General features: G+C 69.0%; 14 protein-coding genes. 11 read left to right on the top strand and 3 right to left on the bottom strand.

From position 1 onward, the window contains the following. The 3 genes from F624_RS0102865 to nifA all read right to left on the bottom strand — a co-directional run bounded on the left by F624_RS0102865 (window position 1) and on the right by nifA (window position 3,912). A complete protein-coding gene (locus F624_RS0102865) occupies window positions 1–195 on the bottom strand; it encodes a 4Fe-4S binding protein (RefSeq protein ID WP_019572750.1) in 195 nt (64 codons plus the stop codon). Window positions 196–273: 78 nt separating this feature from the next. Next, window positions 274–1,881, bottom strand: a complete 1,608-nt coding sequence (gene nifB / locus F624_RS0102860) for a nitrogenase cofactor biosynthesis protein NifB (protein WP_019572749.1) — start codon at window positions 1,879–1,881, stop codon at window positions 274–276. A gap of 255 nt (window positions 1,882–2,136) precedes the next feature. Then, window positions 2,137–3,912: a nif-specific transcriptional activator NifA gene (gene nifA, locus F624_RS0102855; protein WP_019572748.1), complete on the bottom strand. Its 1,776-nt coding sequence runs from the start codon at window positions 3,910–3,912 to the stop codon at window positions 2,137–2,139. 444 nt (window positions 3,913–4,356) lie between these two features. On the opposite strand from nifA, the gene F624_RS0102850 reads away from it, so the two are divergent. The 11 genes from F624_RS0102850 (at window position 4,357) to F624_RS0102800 (ending at window position 13,690) form a co-directional block, all read left to right on the top strand. Next, the gene (locus F624_RS0102850; RefSeq protein WP_019572747.1) at window positions 4,357–5,601 is read left to right on the top strand and encodes an IscS subfamily cysteine desulfurase; all 1,245 of its coding nucleotides are present in this window, start codon (window positions 4,357–4,359) and stop codon (window positions 5,599–5,601) included. A gap of 60 nt (window positions 5,602–5,661) precedes the next feature. After that, window positions 5,662–6,093, top strand: coding sequence for a Fe-S cluster assembly scaffold IscU (gene iscU, locus F624_RS0102845; protein WP_019572746.1), 432 nt, complete (start codon window positions 5,662–5,664; stop codon window positions 6,091–6,093). A 63-nt stretch (window positions 6,094–6,156) separates the two neighbouring features. Continuing rightward, window positions 6,157–6,537 (top strand): iron-sulfur cluster insertion protein ErpA, encoded by a 381-nt coding sequence (gene erpA / locus F624_RS0102840; protein ID WP_019572745.1) that lies wholly within the window; start codon window positions 6,157–6,159, stop codon window positions 6,535–6,537. Window positions 6,538–6,550: 13 nt separating this feature from the next. Continuing rightward, window positions 6,551–6,871, top strand: a complete 321-nt coding sequence (gene iscA, locus F624_RS0102835; RefSeq protein WP_019572744.1) for an iron-sulfur cluster assembly protein IscA — start codon at window positions 6,551–6,553, stop codon at window positions 6,869–6,871. Window positions 6,872–6,889: 18 nt separating this feature from the next. Then, the gene (gene hscA, locus F624_RS0102830) at window positions 6,890–8,764 is read left to right on the top strand and encodes a Fe-S protein assembly chaperone HscA (RefSeq protein ID WP_019572743.1); all 1,875 of its coding nucleotides are present in this window, start codon (window positions 6,890–6,892) and stop codon (window positions 8,762–8,764) included. A gap of 13 nt (window positions 8,765–8,777) precedes the next feature. After that, a complete protein-coding gene (fdx, locus tag F624_RS0102825) occupies window positions 8,778–9,113 on the top strand; it encodes an ISC system 2Fe-2S type ferredoxin (protein WP_019572742.1) in 336 nt (111 codons plus the stop codon). Between the two features lie 275 nt (window positions 9,114–9,388). Beyond that, the gene (gene nifV / locus F624_RS0102820; protein ID WP_019572741.1) at window positions 9,389–10,540 is read left to right on the top strand and encodes a homocitrate synthase; all 1,152 of its coding nucleotides are present in this window, start codon (window positions 9,389–9,391) and stop codon (window positions 10,538–10,540) included. Further along, window positions 10,537–11,367, top strand: coding sequence for a serine O-acetyltransferase (cysE, locus tag F624_RS32090; RefSeq protein WP_019572740.1), 831 nt, complete (start codon window positions 10,537–10,539; stop codon window positions 11,365–11,367). The genes nifV and cysE overlap by 4 nt, the downstream gene beginning before the upstream one ends. A gap of 4 nt (window positions 11,368–11,371) precedes the next feature. After that, the gene (nifW, locus tag F624_RS0102810) at window positions 11,372–11,710 is read left to right on the top strand and encodes a nitrogenase stabilizing/protective protein NifW (RefSeq protein WP_019572739.1); all 339 of its coding nucleotides are present in this window, start codon (window positions 11,372–11,374) and stop codon (window positions 11,708–11,710) included. 19 nt (window positions 11,711–11,729) lie between these two features. Continuing rightward, entirely contained in the window at window positions 11,730–12,578 is an 849-nt protein-coding gene (locus tag F624_RS0102805; protein ID WP_019572738.1) for an electron transfer flavoprotein subunit beta/FixA family protein, read from the top strand. Next, a complete protein-coding gene (locus F624_RS0102800) occupies window positions 12,575–13,690 on the top strand; it encodes an electron transfer flavoprotein subunit alpha/FixB family protein (RefSeq protein WP_019572737.1) in 1,116 nt (371 codons plus the stop codon). The genes F624_RS0102805 and F624_RS0102800 overlap by 4 nt, the downstream gene beginning before the upstream one ends. The last annotated feature ends 9 nt before the right edge of the window (window positions 13,691–13,699 follow it).

The following is a 13,699-nucleotide window of genomic DNA, read 5'->3' as shown; positions in this document are numbered from 1 at the left end:
TCAGGCCTTCACGATGCAGCCGTCGACGGGGCACACGGCCACGCACTGGGGCGAGTCGAACTGCCCTTCGCATTCGGTGCACTTCTTGGGGTCGATGACATAGGTGCCGCCTTTTTCGCGGATCGCGACGTTGGGGCATTCAGGCTCGCAGGCCGAGCAGCCGGTGCAGGTGGAACCGATGATCTTCAAAGCCATGATGACGCTCCTTTGCTTGGATGAAAGTGGGGTTGAAAAAGCGGGGGCCAGGGAGGGCCACAGGGAGGCCGGCGGGCCTCAGGCCGCCTGCTGCGCGCCGGTGAAGGCGCCTTGGCGGATCTGGGCGTCACCGCGGTGCTGGTGCACCAAGGCGCCGCTGGCCACGCGGCTGCGGTAGTCGTTGAACCACCCGAGCACGGCCTTCTCGATGAACTCGCCCGCATAGGCATCCACCGGCTCGATGCCGGCAGCCGACAGCTCATCGCGCGGGCAGGCACCGATCTTGGACACCAGCACGGCATGGCAGTCGTTGATGGCGCGCACCACCGAAGGCAGTTGCTCGTCGTCGCCATAGCCGCCCTGGCAGTACAGGTCAACCCGGCGGTGGCCCACGAACAGGGTCTGCTGGGCCGAGACCTCGTAGATCTGGAACTCGGTGACGTGGCCGAAATGCTCGTTGACGCGGCCCCCGCCCTGGGTGGCCACGGCCACCAGCAGCTTCAGGTCGTCCACCGGCAGCGCGCTGGCGCCGGCCAGGGCCATCTGCAAGGCCATTTGCTTGGCCTGGTGCTGGGCCTGGCGCTCGATCTCGACCTGCTCCTGGTAGCTGCGGCGGCGGTCCAGGTCGTACACCACCTCCATCTGGTCGATCTTGTCCTGGGTGAACTCTTCGCTGCGGTCTTCGCCCAGCAGGCCCACCGCATCGGCGCGGCACTGGCGGCAGTGGCGCATCAGGTTGGCACCGCCGGCACAGGCGTCCTGCACGGCCTTGAGCTCTTGCGCGGTGGGGCCACGCTGGCCGGTCAGGCCGAACACCGTGCCGTGCTCGGCCTCGGAGATCAGGGGCATGATGTTGTGCAGAAAGGCGCCGCGCTTCTTGACCTCGCGGTTCACTTCGATCAGGTGCTGGTCGTTCACGCCGGGGATCAGCACCGAGTTGATCTTGGTGAGCACGCCGCGTGCGGTCAGCATCTCCAGCCCCAGCATCTGGCGCTCGTGCAGGATGCGGGCCGCCTCGATGCCCGTGATGCGACGGTGGTCCCAGAAGATCCAGGGGTAGATCTTGGCCCCCACCTCGGGGTCGACCATGTTGATGGTGATGGTGACGTGGTCGATGTTGTAGCGGCAGATCTCATCGACCAGATCCGGCAGGGCCAGGCCGTTGGTGGACAGGCACAGCTTGATGTCGGGGGCCTGCTCCTGCAGCATGCGGAAGGTGTCGAAGGTCTTCTTGGGGTTGGCCAGCGAGTCGCCCGGGCCGGCGATGCCCAGCACGGTCATCTGCGGGATTTCGCTGGCCACGGTGACCACCTTCTTCACGGCCTGCTCGGGGGTGAGCTTCTGGCTGACCACGCCGGGGCGCGACTCGTTGCTGCAGTCGTACTTGCGGTTGCAGTAATTGCACTGGATGTTGCAGGCCGGGGCCACGGCCACGTGCATGCGGGCGTAGTGGTGGTGCGCCTCTTCGGAGTAGCAGGGGTGGTTCTTGACCTTCTCCCAGATCTCGGGCGGCATGTCCTCGGGGCCGCCGGAGGAGCCACAACTGGCCTTGCCCTCGCCGCCTTCGGTGCTGCAGCCCCCCGAGGGGGCCGGGATGTCCAGGGGGTCGCCCAGGCGTTTGATCTGTCCAATGCCCACAAAGGCGACGGCGGGTGGGGTGCTGCTGGCGGGGGAAGCGGATTGCATGGAGATCCTTCCTGGCCACCTGGAGTGGCGGCCTCAGGCTTCTTTAGCCAAATCCATGCCACCTAAAAACTTCTTTTAAATCAACAGCTTGTCTTCTTTGTAGGGTGTTGGCTGGTGTCGGTGTCACGACAGCCCGGACAGGGAGGCGGGGCGCTTGTCAGGCTTGCGACAAAGCGCACACAGGGATGACAAGGGGGCGACAAAGACAGGACACGGGACGCACAAGGGACGCACAAGGGGCCAGGGCCGCCCCGTTCAGAACTTGCGCACCTCAATGCCGTGCTTGCGCAAGGCATAGCCCATCTGCCGCGGCGAGATCTTGAGCAGCCGCGCCGCCTTGGCCTGCACCCAGCCACAGCGCTCCATGGCCCAGATCAGGCGTTCGCGCTCGCCCTCGGGCTTGCCGTCGGCGTTGGCCGGGGCGGGCTGGCCGCCGGGCAGGCCTTGCAGCGCGTCGTCCGCGTCCAGCCCATCGTCATCGAGGTGCTCGTGATCCGCGTGGCCGGTGGCCTCGGGCAAGGCGTCCGACGCCGTGGGCGGCAACGACGGGGGCGCAGGCAGCACCGCGCCCGCCTCAGCAGGTTGGCCGGCGCGCGCCAGTGGCACCTCATGGATCGGGATCACCCCGTGGCGGCCCGGGCGCACGGCGTCTTCGCGCTCGATGTGGTGCAGCACCTGGGTCAGGCAGCGGTTTTCACGGCACGGAAAGGCCAGGTCGGTGATCACGCCATCGCCGGCCATGGTGGCCGTGCGTTCCACGCAGTTCTCCAGCTCGCGCACATTGCCGGGCCAGTAGCAGCTCGACAGCACGCGCACGGCCGACACGTCAAAGCGGGACTGGCGCCCGTTCTCGCGGTTGAAGCGGTCCAGAAAGTGCTGGGCCATGGCCGGGATGTCGCCACGGCGCTCGCGCAAGGGCGGCAGCTGGATGCTGATGACGTTGATGCGGTAGTACAGGTCGGCGCGGAACTCGCCGGCCTGCACCATGCGCTCCAGATTGCGGTTGGTGGCCAGGATCAGGCGCACATCGACCTTCACCTGCGAGGCCCCGCCCACACGCTCGAACACGCGCTCCTGCAGCACACGCAGCAGCTTGGCCTGGAACGAGGCGGAGATGTCGCCGATCTCGTCCAGAAACAAGGTGCCGCCATGGGCCATCTCGAATCGCCCCTTGCGCTGGCCCTGGGCGCCCGTGAAGGCGCCCTTCTCGTGGCCGAACAGCTCGCTCTCCAGCAGCGACTCGGTCAGCGCGGCGCAGTTGACGCAGACAAAGGCCTCGTTGCGCCGGGGCGACAGGTTGTGGATGGCGCGCGCAATCACCTCCTTGCCGGTGCCGCTCTCGCCGCGCAGCAGCACGGTGGTGCGGGCCGCCGCCACCTGCTCGACCTGGGCGAACACCGCCAGCATGGGTGGCGACGAGCCCACCACCTGGTCGCTGAGCTGCACGGGCTTCAAGGCCTTGTGCATGCGCCGGGCCTCGCTTTGCAGCGAGTCGTGGGCGGCGCTCACACTGCGGTGCAGCAGAAAAGCCTGGCCCATCATGGTGGCCACCATCTTGAGCAGGTGCAGGTCTTCGGCAAACACCCGGCGCGCCCCGGGATTCAGGCAGTCGACCGACACCACGCCGATGGTGCGTCGGTCGGCGCGGATGGGCATGACCAGCATGGCCACACAGCTCTCCAGTGACTGGTCGGCGCCGCCGGTGCGGTTCAGGAACAAGGGTTCGTTGCGGATGTCGGGCACCACGGCCGGCACGCCACTGGCATACACCCGCCCCACGATGCCTTCGCCCGACTGGAAATGCAGGCGCTGCTGCTCCTCGCGCGTGAGCCCCACCGAGCAGAGGCCGCGCAGGCGCCCCTCGGGCTCGCCCAGCAGCACAAAGGCGCGACGCCACGAGCACGCGTGCAGCAGGTAATTGAGGGCTTCGCGAAAGGTCTTGGCGATGTCGAGCGAGGTCGACAGCGTCTTGCTGACCTCGTAGATCGCGTGCAGCTCTCGCCGGGCTTCGGATTCGTGTGTGCTCACCATAGGGCCTCGTTCTCGTGCGCCATCGCGGGGTTTGCGCTGCCAGCGTCCTTGTGGGACACCAGGCAGCCACCATTTCAGACACCACCTGCACCAGCTTTGGGAGGCACCCGGGATCGCAGCGCCACCCGCGAGCAGAGATGCAAAAAATATACCTATCGCGAGGCTGACGGCTTTGTAAAGACTCGGTTGCGCAAGCACTGTCCATGGGGCCGGCGCGCCACGACATTCGCGCACCTGCACCCGCCGCTGCAGCCACCTCCGTTCAATTGCGACAAACCCGACACGCCCTGCGGCGGGCAGGTGCAGGCACGCTCACAAATGCAACAAAGGAACGACAAAGAAGCGACAAAGCGCGTCGCAAAAGCACGCTTGCCGACACGAAATCGCGTGGCACCGAAGTTGCAAAACAGCCCTGCCAACCCACTCACACAGCAGGAGCTCCACATGACCGATTCGCGTGCAGACAAAGCCCCGCCCGGCCAGGGCCAGCCGGTCTACCTCGACTACGCCGCCACCACCCCCGTGGACCGCAGGGTGCTGAACCGGATGCTGCCTTACCTGACGAACCTGTACGGCAACCCGGCCAGCCGCTCGCATGCCTACGGCTGGGCCGCCGAAGAGGCGGTGGAGCTGGCCCGCGAGCAGGTGTGCTCGCTGATCAATGCCGATCCGCGCGAGATCGTCTGGACCTCGGGCGCCACCGAATCCAACAACCTGGCGCTCAAGGGCGCAGCGCACTTCCACAAGGGGCGCGGGCGCCATCTGGTGACGCTGGCCACCGAACACAAGGCCGTGCTCGACAGCCTGCGCGACCTGGAGCGCGAGGGTTATGAAGTGACGGTGCTACCGGTGCTGGACAGCGGGCTGGTCGACCCCGCCGTGTTCGAGGCCGCACTGCGCCCCGACACGGTGCTGGCCTCGGTGATGTTCGTGAACAACGAGACCGGGGTGATCCAGGACGTGGCCACGCTGGGCGCGATGTGCCGCGCCCGCGGCGTGATCTTCCATGTGGACGCGGCGCAGGCCGCCGGCAAGGTGCCCATCGACCTGGAGCAGCTGCCCATCGACCTGATGTCGCTGTCGGCCCACAAGATCTACGGTCCCAAGGGCATTGGCGCGCTGTATGTGCGGCGCAAGCCCCGCATCCGCATCGATGCGCAGATGCATGGCGGGGGCCACGAACGCGGCATGCGCTCGGGCACGCTGCCCACGCACCAGATCGTGGGCATGGGCGAGGCCTTCTGGCTGGCGCGCGAAAACATGGCGGCCGACAACGCCCGCATCGAGGCCCTGCGCGAGCGCCTGTGGGCCGGCCTGTCGAAGATGGACTCGGTGGTTCTCAACGGCCACCCGCAGCAGCGCGCCCCCCAGTACCTGAACGTGAGCTTCAACTACGTGGAGGGCGAGTCGCTGCTGATGGGGGTGAAGAACCTGGCCGTGTCCTCGGGCTCGGCCTGCACCTCGGCCAGCCTGGAGCCCAGCTACGTGCTGCGCGCCATGGGGCGCAGCGACGAGCTGGCCCACAGCTCGGTGCGCTTTTCGCTGGGGCGCTTCACCACCGAGGCCGAGATCGACTTTGCCATCGCCCAGGTCACCGAAGTGGTCGAGCGCCTGCGCGCCATGAGCCCGCTGTGGGACATGGTGCAGGCCGGCGTCGACCTGTCCAGCATCCAGTGGGCGGCGCACTGAGGCGGCCCCGCGCCGCCAGCACCCCTTCTTCATCCCCCCCAACCCGACACGGAGTACCCCATGGCTTACAGCGACAAGGTGATCGACCACTATGAAAACCCCCGCAACGTGGGCGCCTTCAGCGCCGAGGACGAGGGCGTGGGCACCGGCATGGTCGGGGCCCCGGCCTGCGGCGACGTGATGCGGCTGCAGATCCGCGTGAACGCGGCCGGCGTGATCGAAGACGCGCGCTTCAAGACCTATGGCTGCGGCTCGGCGATTGCGTCGAGCTCGCTGGTCACCGAATGGGTGCGCGGGCGCACGCTGGACGAGGCGCTCAACATCAAGAACGCCGAGATCGCCGAAGAGCTGGCCCTGCCGCCCGTGAAGATCCACTGCTCCATCCTGGCCGAAGACGCCATCAAGGCCGCGGTGGCCGACTACCGCGCCCGCCATGCGGGCCAGGCCGCCGTGGTGAGCGAGCAGCCCGTGTGCCGCTCCAGCCAGGGCTGAACGATCCCCCTCCCCCCAACCCAGACCCCTCCCTACCCCAACCAACGACCAAGGAACACCGCCATGGCCCACGCCAGCCCCACCCCTGTAGAGGCCGCCCTGCCCGGCCTGATGCCCTCGCTGCTGGAATTCACCCACCAGGCCGCTGCCAAGGTAGCCGAGCTGATCGAGGAAGAAGGCAACCCCGACCTGAAGCTGCGCCTGTATGTGACGGGTGGCGGCTGCTCGGGCTTCCAGTACGGCTTTGCCTTTGACGACCAGCTGGCCGAAGACGACACCACCATCGTCACCGAAGGCGTGGCCCTGGTGGTGGACGCCATGAGCCAGCAGTACCTGATGGGCGCCCGGGTGGACTACGAAGAAGGGCTGGAAGGCTCGCGCTTCGTGATCCACAACCCCAACGCGCAGACCACCTGCGGCTGCGGCAGTTCGTTCTCGGTCTGAAGGAGAAGCCCCCATGATCAGCCTGACCCCGGCGGCCGCCCGCCACATCCAGAAATCGCTCTACAAACGCGGCTCGGGCCTGGGCCTGCGCCTGGCCGTGAAGACCAGCGGCTGCTCGGGCTATGCCTATGCGCTGGAGTTCGTCGACCAGGCCAACCCCGAGGACACCTGCTTCGAGGCCCATGGCGTGAGCGTGATCGTGGACCCGCGCAGCCTGGGCATGCTGGACGGCACCGAGCTGGACTTTGTGCGCGAAGGCCTGAACGAGGGCTTCAAGTTCAACAACCCGAACGCACGCGCCAATTGCGGCTGCGGCGAGAGCTTCGCCGTCTGAAGCGGGAGCCCACGCGCCATGGCCCTGTTGCAAATCACCGAACCCGGCCAGAGCGCCGCGCCCCATCAGCACGTGCTGGCCGCCGGCATCGACCTGGGCACCACCAACTCGCTGATTGCGACCGTGCAAAGCGCCCTGCCCCGCGCCCTGGCCGATGCCCAGGGCCGCTACCTGCTGCCCTCGGTCGTGCGCTACCAGGCCGAGGCCACACCTTGCGTGGGGCACGAGGCCCAGGCCCTGCAGGCCAGCGACCCGCGCAACACGGTGGTGTCGGTCAAGCGCTTCATGGGCCGGCGCCTGGCCGACCTGCGCGAGGCCAGCTCGCTGCCCTATGAATTCCTGGACCGCCCCGGCATGGTGAGCCTGGCCACCGCCGCGGGCGAGCGCTCGCCGGTGCAGGTGTCGGCTGACATCCTGGGCGCCCTGCGCGAGCGGGCCGAGGCCACGCTGGGCGGGCCGCTGTCGGGCGTGGTGATCACGGTGCCGGCGTACTTTGACGACGCCCAGCGCCAGGCCACCAAGGATGCGGCCCGGCTGGCCGGCCTGAACGTGCTGCGCCTGCTCAACGAGCCCACGGCGGCCGCCATTGCCTACGGGCTGGACAAGCGGGCCGAGGGCACCTTCGCCATCTACGACCTGGGCGGCGGCACCTTCGACATCTCGGTGCTGCGCCTGAGCCAGGGCGTGTTCGAGGTGCTGGCCACCGGGGGCGATTCGGCCCTGGGCGGCGACGACTTTGACGCCGTGATCGCCCAGTGGTTCTGCACCCAGCACGCGCTGGGGGCCCCCGCCACCCTGGCGCCCGGCCTGCAACGCGGCCTGCTGGCCGCGGCCCGCGCCACCAAGGAGGCCCTGAGCGACGCGCCTGAGGCGCTCATGAACCTGGCCCTGGAGGGCGCCCCGCCGCTGCAGGCCCAGTTGACGCGGGCCGGCTTTGCCACGCTGGGCCAGGCGCTGATCGAGCGCACCCTGCAGGCCTCGCGCCGCGCGCTGCGCGACGCCGGCCTGAAGGCCGACGAGCTGGACGGCGTGGTGCTGGTGGGCGGATCGACCCGCATGCCACTGGCGCGCGACGCGGTGCAGGCCTTTTTTGGCCGGGCCCCGCTGGCCGACATCGACCCCGATCAGGTGGTGGCCCTGGGGGCGGCCATGCAGGCCGACGTGCTGGCCGGCAATGGCCGCCAGGACCCCTGGCTGCTGCTGGACGTGTGCCCGCTGTCGCTGGGGCTGGAGACCATGGGCGGCCTGGTGGAGAAGATCATCCCGCGCAACTCCACCCTGCCGGTGGCGCGGGCCCAGGAGTTCACCACCTTCAAGGACGGCCAGACCGCCATGGCCCTGCACGTGGTGCAGGGCGAGCGCGACAGCGTGGCCGAGTGCCGCAGCCTGGCGCGTTTCGAGTTGCGCGGCATCCCGCCGGCGGTGGCCGGGGCGGCGCGCATCCAGGTGACCTTCCAGATCGATGCCGATGGCCTGCTGTCGGTGAGCGCGCGCGAGCAGACCAGCGGGGTGCAGGCCCATGTCGAGGTCAAGCCCTCGTACGGGCTGCAGGACAGCCAGATCGCGGCCATGCTGCAGGACGCGGTGGGCGCGGCCCGCGCCGACATGCAGTTGCGCGCCCTGCGCGAAGCCCAGGTGGACGCCCGGCGCCTGCTGGACGCCACCGAGGGCGCGCTGGCCCAGGACCAGGCCTTGCTGAACGCGGCCGAGCTGGCCCGGGTGCGCCAGGCCCTGTACCGACTGGCCGATCACCTGGAGACCGAGGCCCCGCTGGAGCGCCTGCGCGAGGCCAGCGAGGCCTTGTCGCAAGAGACTGCCGAGTTTGCGGCCCGGCGCATGAACGCCTCGATCCAGCGCGCCTTATCGGGCCAGCTGATCGACAGCCTGAGCTGAGGGTGGGCCCGCCATGCCCCAGATCACCCTGCTGCCCCACCCCGACCTGTGCCCCGAGGGCCGCACGCTGGACATGCGCCGTGGTGCCATGCTGTGCCGTGGCCTGCTGGAGGCCGGCATTGCCATCGAGCACGCCTGCGAGATGGTGGCGGCCTGCGCCACCTGCCACGTGCATGTGCGCAGCGGCGCCGATTCGCTGGCGCCGCCCGACGATGAGGAAAACGACCAGCTCGACAACGCCTGGGGCCTGGACGCCCAGTCGCGCCTGGCCTGTTGCGTGAAGGTGCGCGACACCGACCTGGTGATCGAGCTGCCGCGCCACACACGCAACCACGCCCGCGAGGCCTGAAGCCGCAGGGCCTGGGCCACACCTCGCACCCAACCCCTCCCTGTGCACAAGGGCCGGCCATGCCGGCCCTTGCTGCTTTGGCACGCCTGCATTTCAGCACTGTCGTGGCCCTGCCGGGCGGCGTGTTGCAAACAGCACATTCCCGACATCGCAAGCCGCCGACGGCGGGCTTTGCAGGCCGACAACAGGCCCTGCAGCAGCCCAAGCGTGTCGGGTTTGCAGGCTGTGGGCCATGGCACGCGCTTTGCGAAGAAGGGGCAGGAAGGACCTCATCCATGACCTCCTCGCTAGTGATCAACGACACCACCTTGCGCGACGGCGAACAGACCGCCGGCGTGGCGTTCACCGATGCCGAGAAATGCGCGATTGCCAGCGCGCTGGCCCAGGCCGGTGTGCCCGAGATGGAGATCGGCATCCCGGCCATGGGCCAGGAAGAGCTGGCCAGCATCGAAGCCATCGTGGCCCTGGGCCTGCCGGTGCGCCTGATGGTGTGGGGCCGCATGACCCGGGGCGATCTGCACCAGGCGCTGCGCACCGGGGCCGACATCATCCATCTGTCGATCCCGGTGTCGGACATCCACCTGCAGCACAAGCTGCGCCAATCGCGTGAGGCGGTGCTGCGCCAGATGACCGAAGTGCTGGAACTGGCCGTGGCCAGCGGCCGGCACATCTCGGTGGGGGCCGAAGACGCCTCGCGCGCCGACCCCGATTTTCTCGACCTGGTGGCCCGCCGCGCCCAGGCCTGCGGGGCGCGCCGCATCCGCTTTGCCGACACGCTGGGCGTGCTGGACCCGTTTGCCACCCACGAGGCGATTGCCCGCCTGCGCGCCGCGGTGGAGCTGGAGATCGAAGTCCACGCCCACGACGACCTGGGCCTGGCCACCGCCAACACCCTGGCCGGCCTGCGGGCCGGGGCCAGCCACGCCAACACCACCGTCAACGGCCTGGGCGAGCGGGCCGGCAACGCGGCGCTCGAAGAGGTGGTGATGGGCTTGCGCCACCTGCACCAGGGGCAGACCGGCATCGACACGCGCGCGCTGCTGGGCATCTCGCGCCTGGTGGAGCAGGCCTCGGGGCGCAGCGTGGCCTTCAACAAGAGCATCGTGGGCGAGGCGGTGTTCACCCACGAGTCGGGCATCCACATCGATGGCCTGCTGAAGAACGCCAGCACCTACGAGAGCTTTGACCCCGCCGAGCTGGGCCGCCAGCGCCGCACGGTGCTGGGCAAGCACTCGGGCGCCCATGCGGTGCGCCAGGCCTACAGCGCCCTGGGGGTGGAGGTGGAGGATGGCCCGCTGGCCAGCCACCTGCTGGCCCGCGTGCGCGAACACGCGGTGCGCGTGAAGCGCGAGCCCAATGCCGCCGACCTGGTGCGCTTTCTCAGCGAAGGCCCGGCGCTGGCGGGCCTGAAGGCGGTGCCGGCATGAACACCAGCCTCACCCCGCCGCTGCCCGAGCCGGCCCAGGCCCCGGCGGCGACCCCGGCCCAGCCGCCGGGCTGGTGGGCCAGCCTGCGGGCCGATGTGGACTGCGTGCTGGCCCGCGACCCCGCCGCGCGCAACCGGCTCGAGGTGTGGACGATCTACCCCGGCGTGCATGCCGTGGCCTGGCACCGCGTGGCACACGCCCTGTGGCAGCGCGGCTGGCGCTACCTGCCGCGCTGGATGGCCTTTGTGGCCCGGGCCCTGACGCAGGTGGACATCCACCCCGGGGCGCGCATCGGCCAGCGCTTCTTCATCGACCACGGCGCCGGGGTGGTGATCGGCGAGACCGCCGAGATCGGCGACGACGTGACCCTGTACCACGGCGTGACCCTGGGCGGCACCACCTGGCGCGCCGGCAAGCGCCACCCCACGCTGGGCCACCGGGTGGTGGTGGGGGCCGGCGCCAAGATCCTGGGCGCCATCGAGGTGGGTGACGACGCCCGCATCGCCGCCAACTCGGTGGTGATCGAGCCGGTGCCCGCGGGCGCCACCGTGGTCGGCATCCCCGGGCGGGTGGTGGCGCGCCGGCGCGATGCGCCGCATGGCTTCGACCTGAACCACCACCTGATCCCCGACCCGCTGGGCAAGGCCGTGTCCTGCCTGCTGGACCGCGTGGCGCGGCTGGAGGCGGCCAGCGCCCCGACGGGCCCTGCCCAGGCCCAGCGCCCTGACAGCGCCTGCGCCCGGTGCGACGGCGCCCAACTGCCCCACACCCTGCCCCCCGGAGCCGATTCCCAGCCCCGTCCCCAACCCTGTCCGACCGAGGAGTGAACCCATGGAAGACCTGCTCATGCAACTCAAGTCGCTGTCCTCGGCCGAGGACTTTCTTGAATTCTTCGGCGTGCCCTTTGACCAGAAGGTGGTCAACGTGAGCCGCCTGCACATCCTGAAGCGCTTTTTCCAGTACATCCGGCAGCAGTCCGCCGCGCCCACCAGCGACGAGGTGAAGCTGTTCACGGTGTACCGGGATCTGCTGGCCCAGGCCTATGCCGACTTCGTGCACTCGACGCCGGCGCAGGAGAAGGTGTTCAAGGTGTTTCAGGACACCCAGGGCACGCAGCATGTCCCGCTGGACCGGCTGCGCGCATCCATGACCCCGCGCACCGCCGCATAAACCCAAGGAGAGGCAAGCCATGCACATCGTCGTCTGTATCAAGCAGGTTCCGGACTCGGCGCAGATCCGGGTCCACCCGGTGACCAACACCATCATGCGCCAGGGGGTGCCGGCCATCGTCAACCCCTACGACCTGTTCTCGCTGGAAGAGGCGCTGCGCCTCAAGGACAAGCTGGGCGGCAAGGTGACCATGCTGTGCATGGGCCCGCCGCAGGCCGAGGATGCGCTGCGCAAGTGCATCGGCTTCGGGGCTGACGACGCGGTGCTGGTGACCGACCGGGCCTTTGCCGGTGCCGACACCCTGGCCACCTCGTATGCCCTGGCGGCCGGCGTGCGCCAGCTGGCCCGCGAGCAGGCGGTGGACATCGTGTTCACCGGCAAGCAGACCATCGACGGCGACACCGCCCAGGTGGGGCCGGGCATTGCCAAGCGCCTGGGCCTGCAGCTGCTGACCTATGTGTCGCGCATCATCGAAACCGATCTGGTGAACCGCACCATCACGGTGGAGCGGCGCGCCGAAGGCGGGGTGCAGGTGCTGAAAACCGCCCTGCCCTGCCTGATCACGATGCTCGAAAACACCAACGAGATGCGCTTTGCCAACCTGCCCGCCATGATCCACGCCGCGGCCTACCCGGTGCGCAAATGGAACAAGGAGCAGGCCGGCATCGAAGACCCGGCCAAGATCGGCCTGAAGGGCTCGCCCACGGTGGTGAGCAAGGTGTTCGGCCCCACGCCCCGCAGCGAGAAGGCCGACATGCTGGAACTGGAGACCTCCAGCCTGCGCGACGTGTCGCTGAACCTGATCCAGAAGATTTTCACCCGCCACCCCACGCTCGAATCCGATCTGCTGATGAAGGAGCTGACATGAGCACGCCCACACCTTCCGCCGCCCCCGCCACCGCGGCCCGTCCCGCCGGCCGAGGCCGCAACCTGGAGCTGCCCGAGCACCTGAAGGCCTACAAGGGCGTGTGGGTGTTCATCGAACACGACCGGGGCCATGTGCACAGCGTGTCCTGGGAGCTGCTGGGCGAGGCGCGCAAGCTGGCCGACACCCTGGGCAGCAGCGTGGGCGCGGTGATCCTGGGTGGCGACGACGAAGCCCTGGAGAAGTTTGCCGCCGAGGCCTTCACCATGGGCGCCGACAAGGCCTATGTGATGCACGACCCGGTGCTCAAAGGCTACCGCAACGAGCCCTTCACCAAGGGCCTGACCGACCTGGTCAACAAGCACCAGCCCGAGATCCTGCTGCTGGGCGCCACCTCCATGGGGCGCGACCTGGCGGGCTCGGTGGCCACCACCTTGCTGACCGGGCTGACCGCCGACTGCACCGAGCTGAAGATCGACCCCGTCTCGCGCGCCCTGGCCGCCACCCGCCCGACCTTCGGTGGCTCACTGCTGTGCACCATCATGACCCTGGCCTACCGGCCGCAGATGGCCACGGTGCGGCCCCGCGTGATGGCCATGCCGCAGATCGACGCCACGCGCAGCGGCGAGATCACGCAAGAGACCCTGGGCATGGTGGAGACCCAGATCGTGACCAAGCTGCTGGACTTCATTGCCGACGCCAACAGCCAGCAGGTCAATCTGCCCTATGCCGACGTGATCGTGAGCGGGGGCAAGGGGCTGAAGAACCCCGACAACTTCAAGCTGGTGTTCGAGCTGGCCCGGGTGCTGGGCGGCGAGGTGGGGGCCACCCGCCCCTGCGTGCAGGCGGGCTGGGTGGAGGCCGAGCGCCAGGTGGGCCAGACCGGCAAGACAGTGCGGCCCAAGCTGTACATCGCGGCAGGCATCTCGGGGGCCATCCAGCACCGGGTGGGCATGGAGGCCTCGGACGTGATCGTGGCCATCAACACCGACCCGAATGCGCCGATCTTCGAATTTGCGCACTACGGCATCGTGGGCAACGCCATGCAGGTGCTGCCGGCGCTGACGCAGGCCTTTGCGGGCCATTTCGCCAACCACCGGCGCCAGGCCGCCTGAGCGGCGCCA

Origin of the sequence: Curvibacter lanceolatus ATCC 14669 (genome assembly GCF_000381265.1) — a bacterium.
GTDB classification, from domain to species: Bacteria; Pseudomonadota; Gammaproteobacteria; order Burkholderiales; family Burkholderiaceae_C; genus Curvibacter; species Curvibacter lanceolatus.
This window is presented reverse-complemented; position numbering and strand designations above follow the sequence as displayed.

Coding starts and splice junctions, on each gene's coding strand:
- F624_RS0102865 (WP_019572750.1), bottom strand. CDS start 195: ATGGCTTTGAAGATCATCGGTTCCACCTGCACCGGCTGCTCGGCCTGC.
- nifB (WP_019572749.1), bottom strand. CDS start 1,881: ATGCAATCCGCTTCCCCCGCCAGCAGCACCCCACCCGCCGTCGCCTTT.
- nifA (WP_019572748.1), bottom strand. CDS start 3,912: ATGGTGAGCACACACGAATCCGAAGCCCGGCGAGAGCTGCACGCGATC.
- F624_RS0102850 (WP_019572747.1), top strand. CDS start 4,357: ATGACCGATTCGCGTGCAGACAAAGCCCCGCCCGGCCAGGGCCAGCCG.
- iscU (WP_019572746.1), top strand. CDS start 5,662: ATGGCTTACAGCGACAAGGTGATCGACCACTATGAAAACCCCCGCAAC.
- erpA (WP_019572745.1), top strand. CDS start 6,157: ATGGCCCACGCCAGCCCCACCCCTGTAGAGGCCGCCCTGCCCGGCCTG.
- iscA (WP_019572744.1), top strand. CDS start 6,551: ATGATCAGCCTGACCCCGGCGGCCGCCCGCCACATCCAGAAATCGCTC.
- hscA (WP_019572743.1), top strand. CDS start 6,890: ATGGCCCTGTTGCAAATCACCGAACCCGGCCAGAGCGCCGCGCCCCAT.
- fdx (WP_019572742.1), top strand. CDS start 8,778: ATGCCCCAGATCACCCTGCTGCCCCACCCCGACCTGTGCCCCGAGGGC.
- nifV (WP_019572741.1), top strand. CDS start 9,389: ATGACCTCCTCGCTAGTGATCAACGACACCACCTTGCGCGACGGCGAA.
- cysE (WP_019572740.1), top strand. CDS start 10,537: ATGAACACCAGCCTCACCCCGCCGCTGCCCGAGCCGGCCCAGGCCCCG.
- nifW (WP_019572739.1), top strand. CDS start 11,372: ATGGAAGACCTGCTCATGCAACTCAAGTCGCTGTCCTCGGCCGAGGAC.
- F624_RS0102805 (WP_019572738.1), top strand. CDS start 11,730: ATGCACATCGTCGTCTGTATCAAGCAGGTTCCGGACTCGGCGCAGATC.
- F624_RS0102800 (WP_019572737.1), top strand. CDS start 12,575: ATGAGCACGCCCACACCTTCCGCCGCCCCCGCCACCGCGGCCCGTCCC.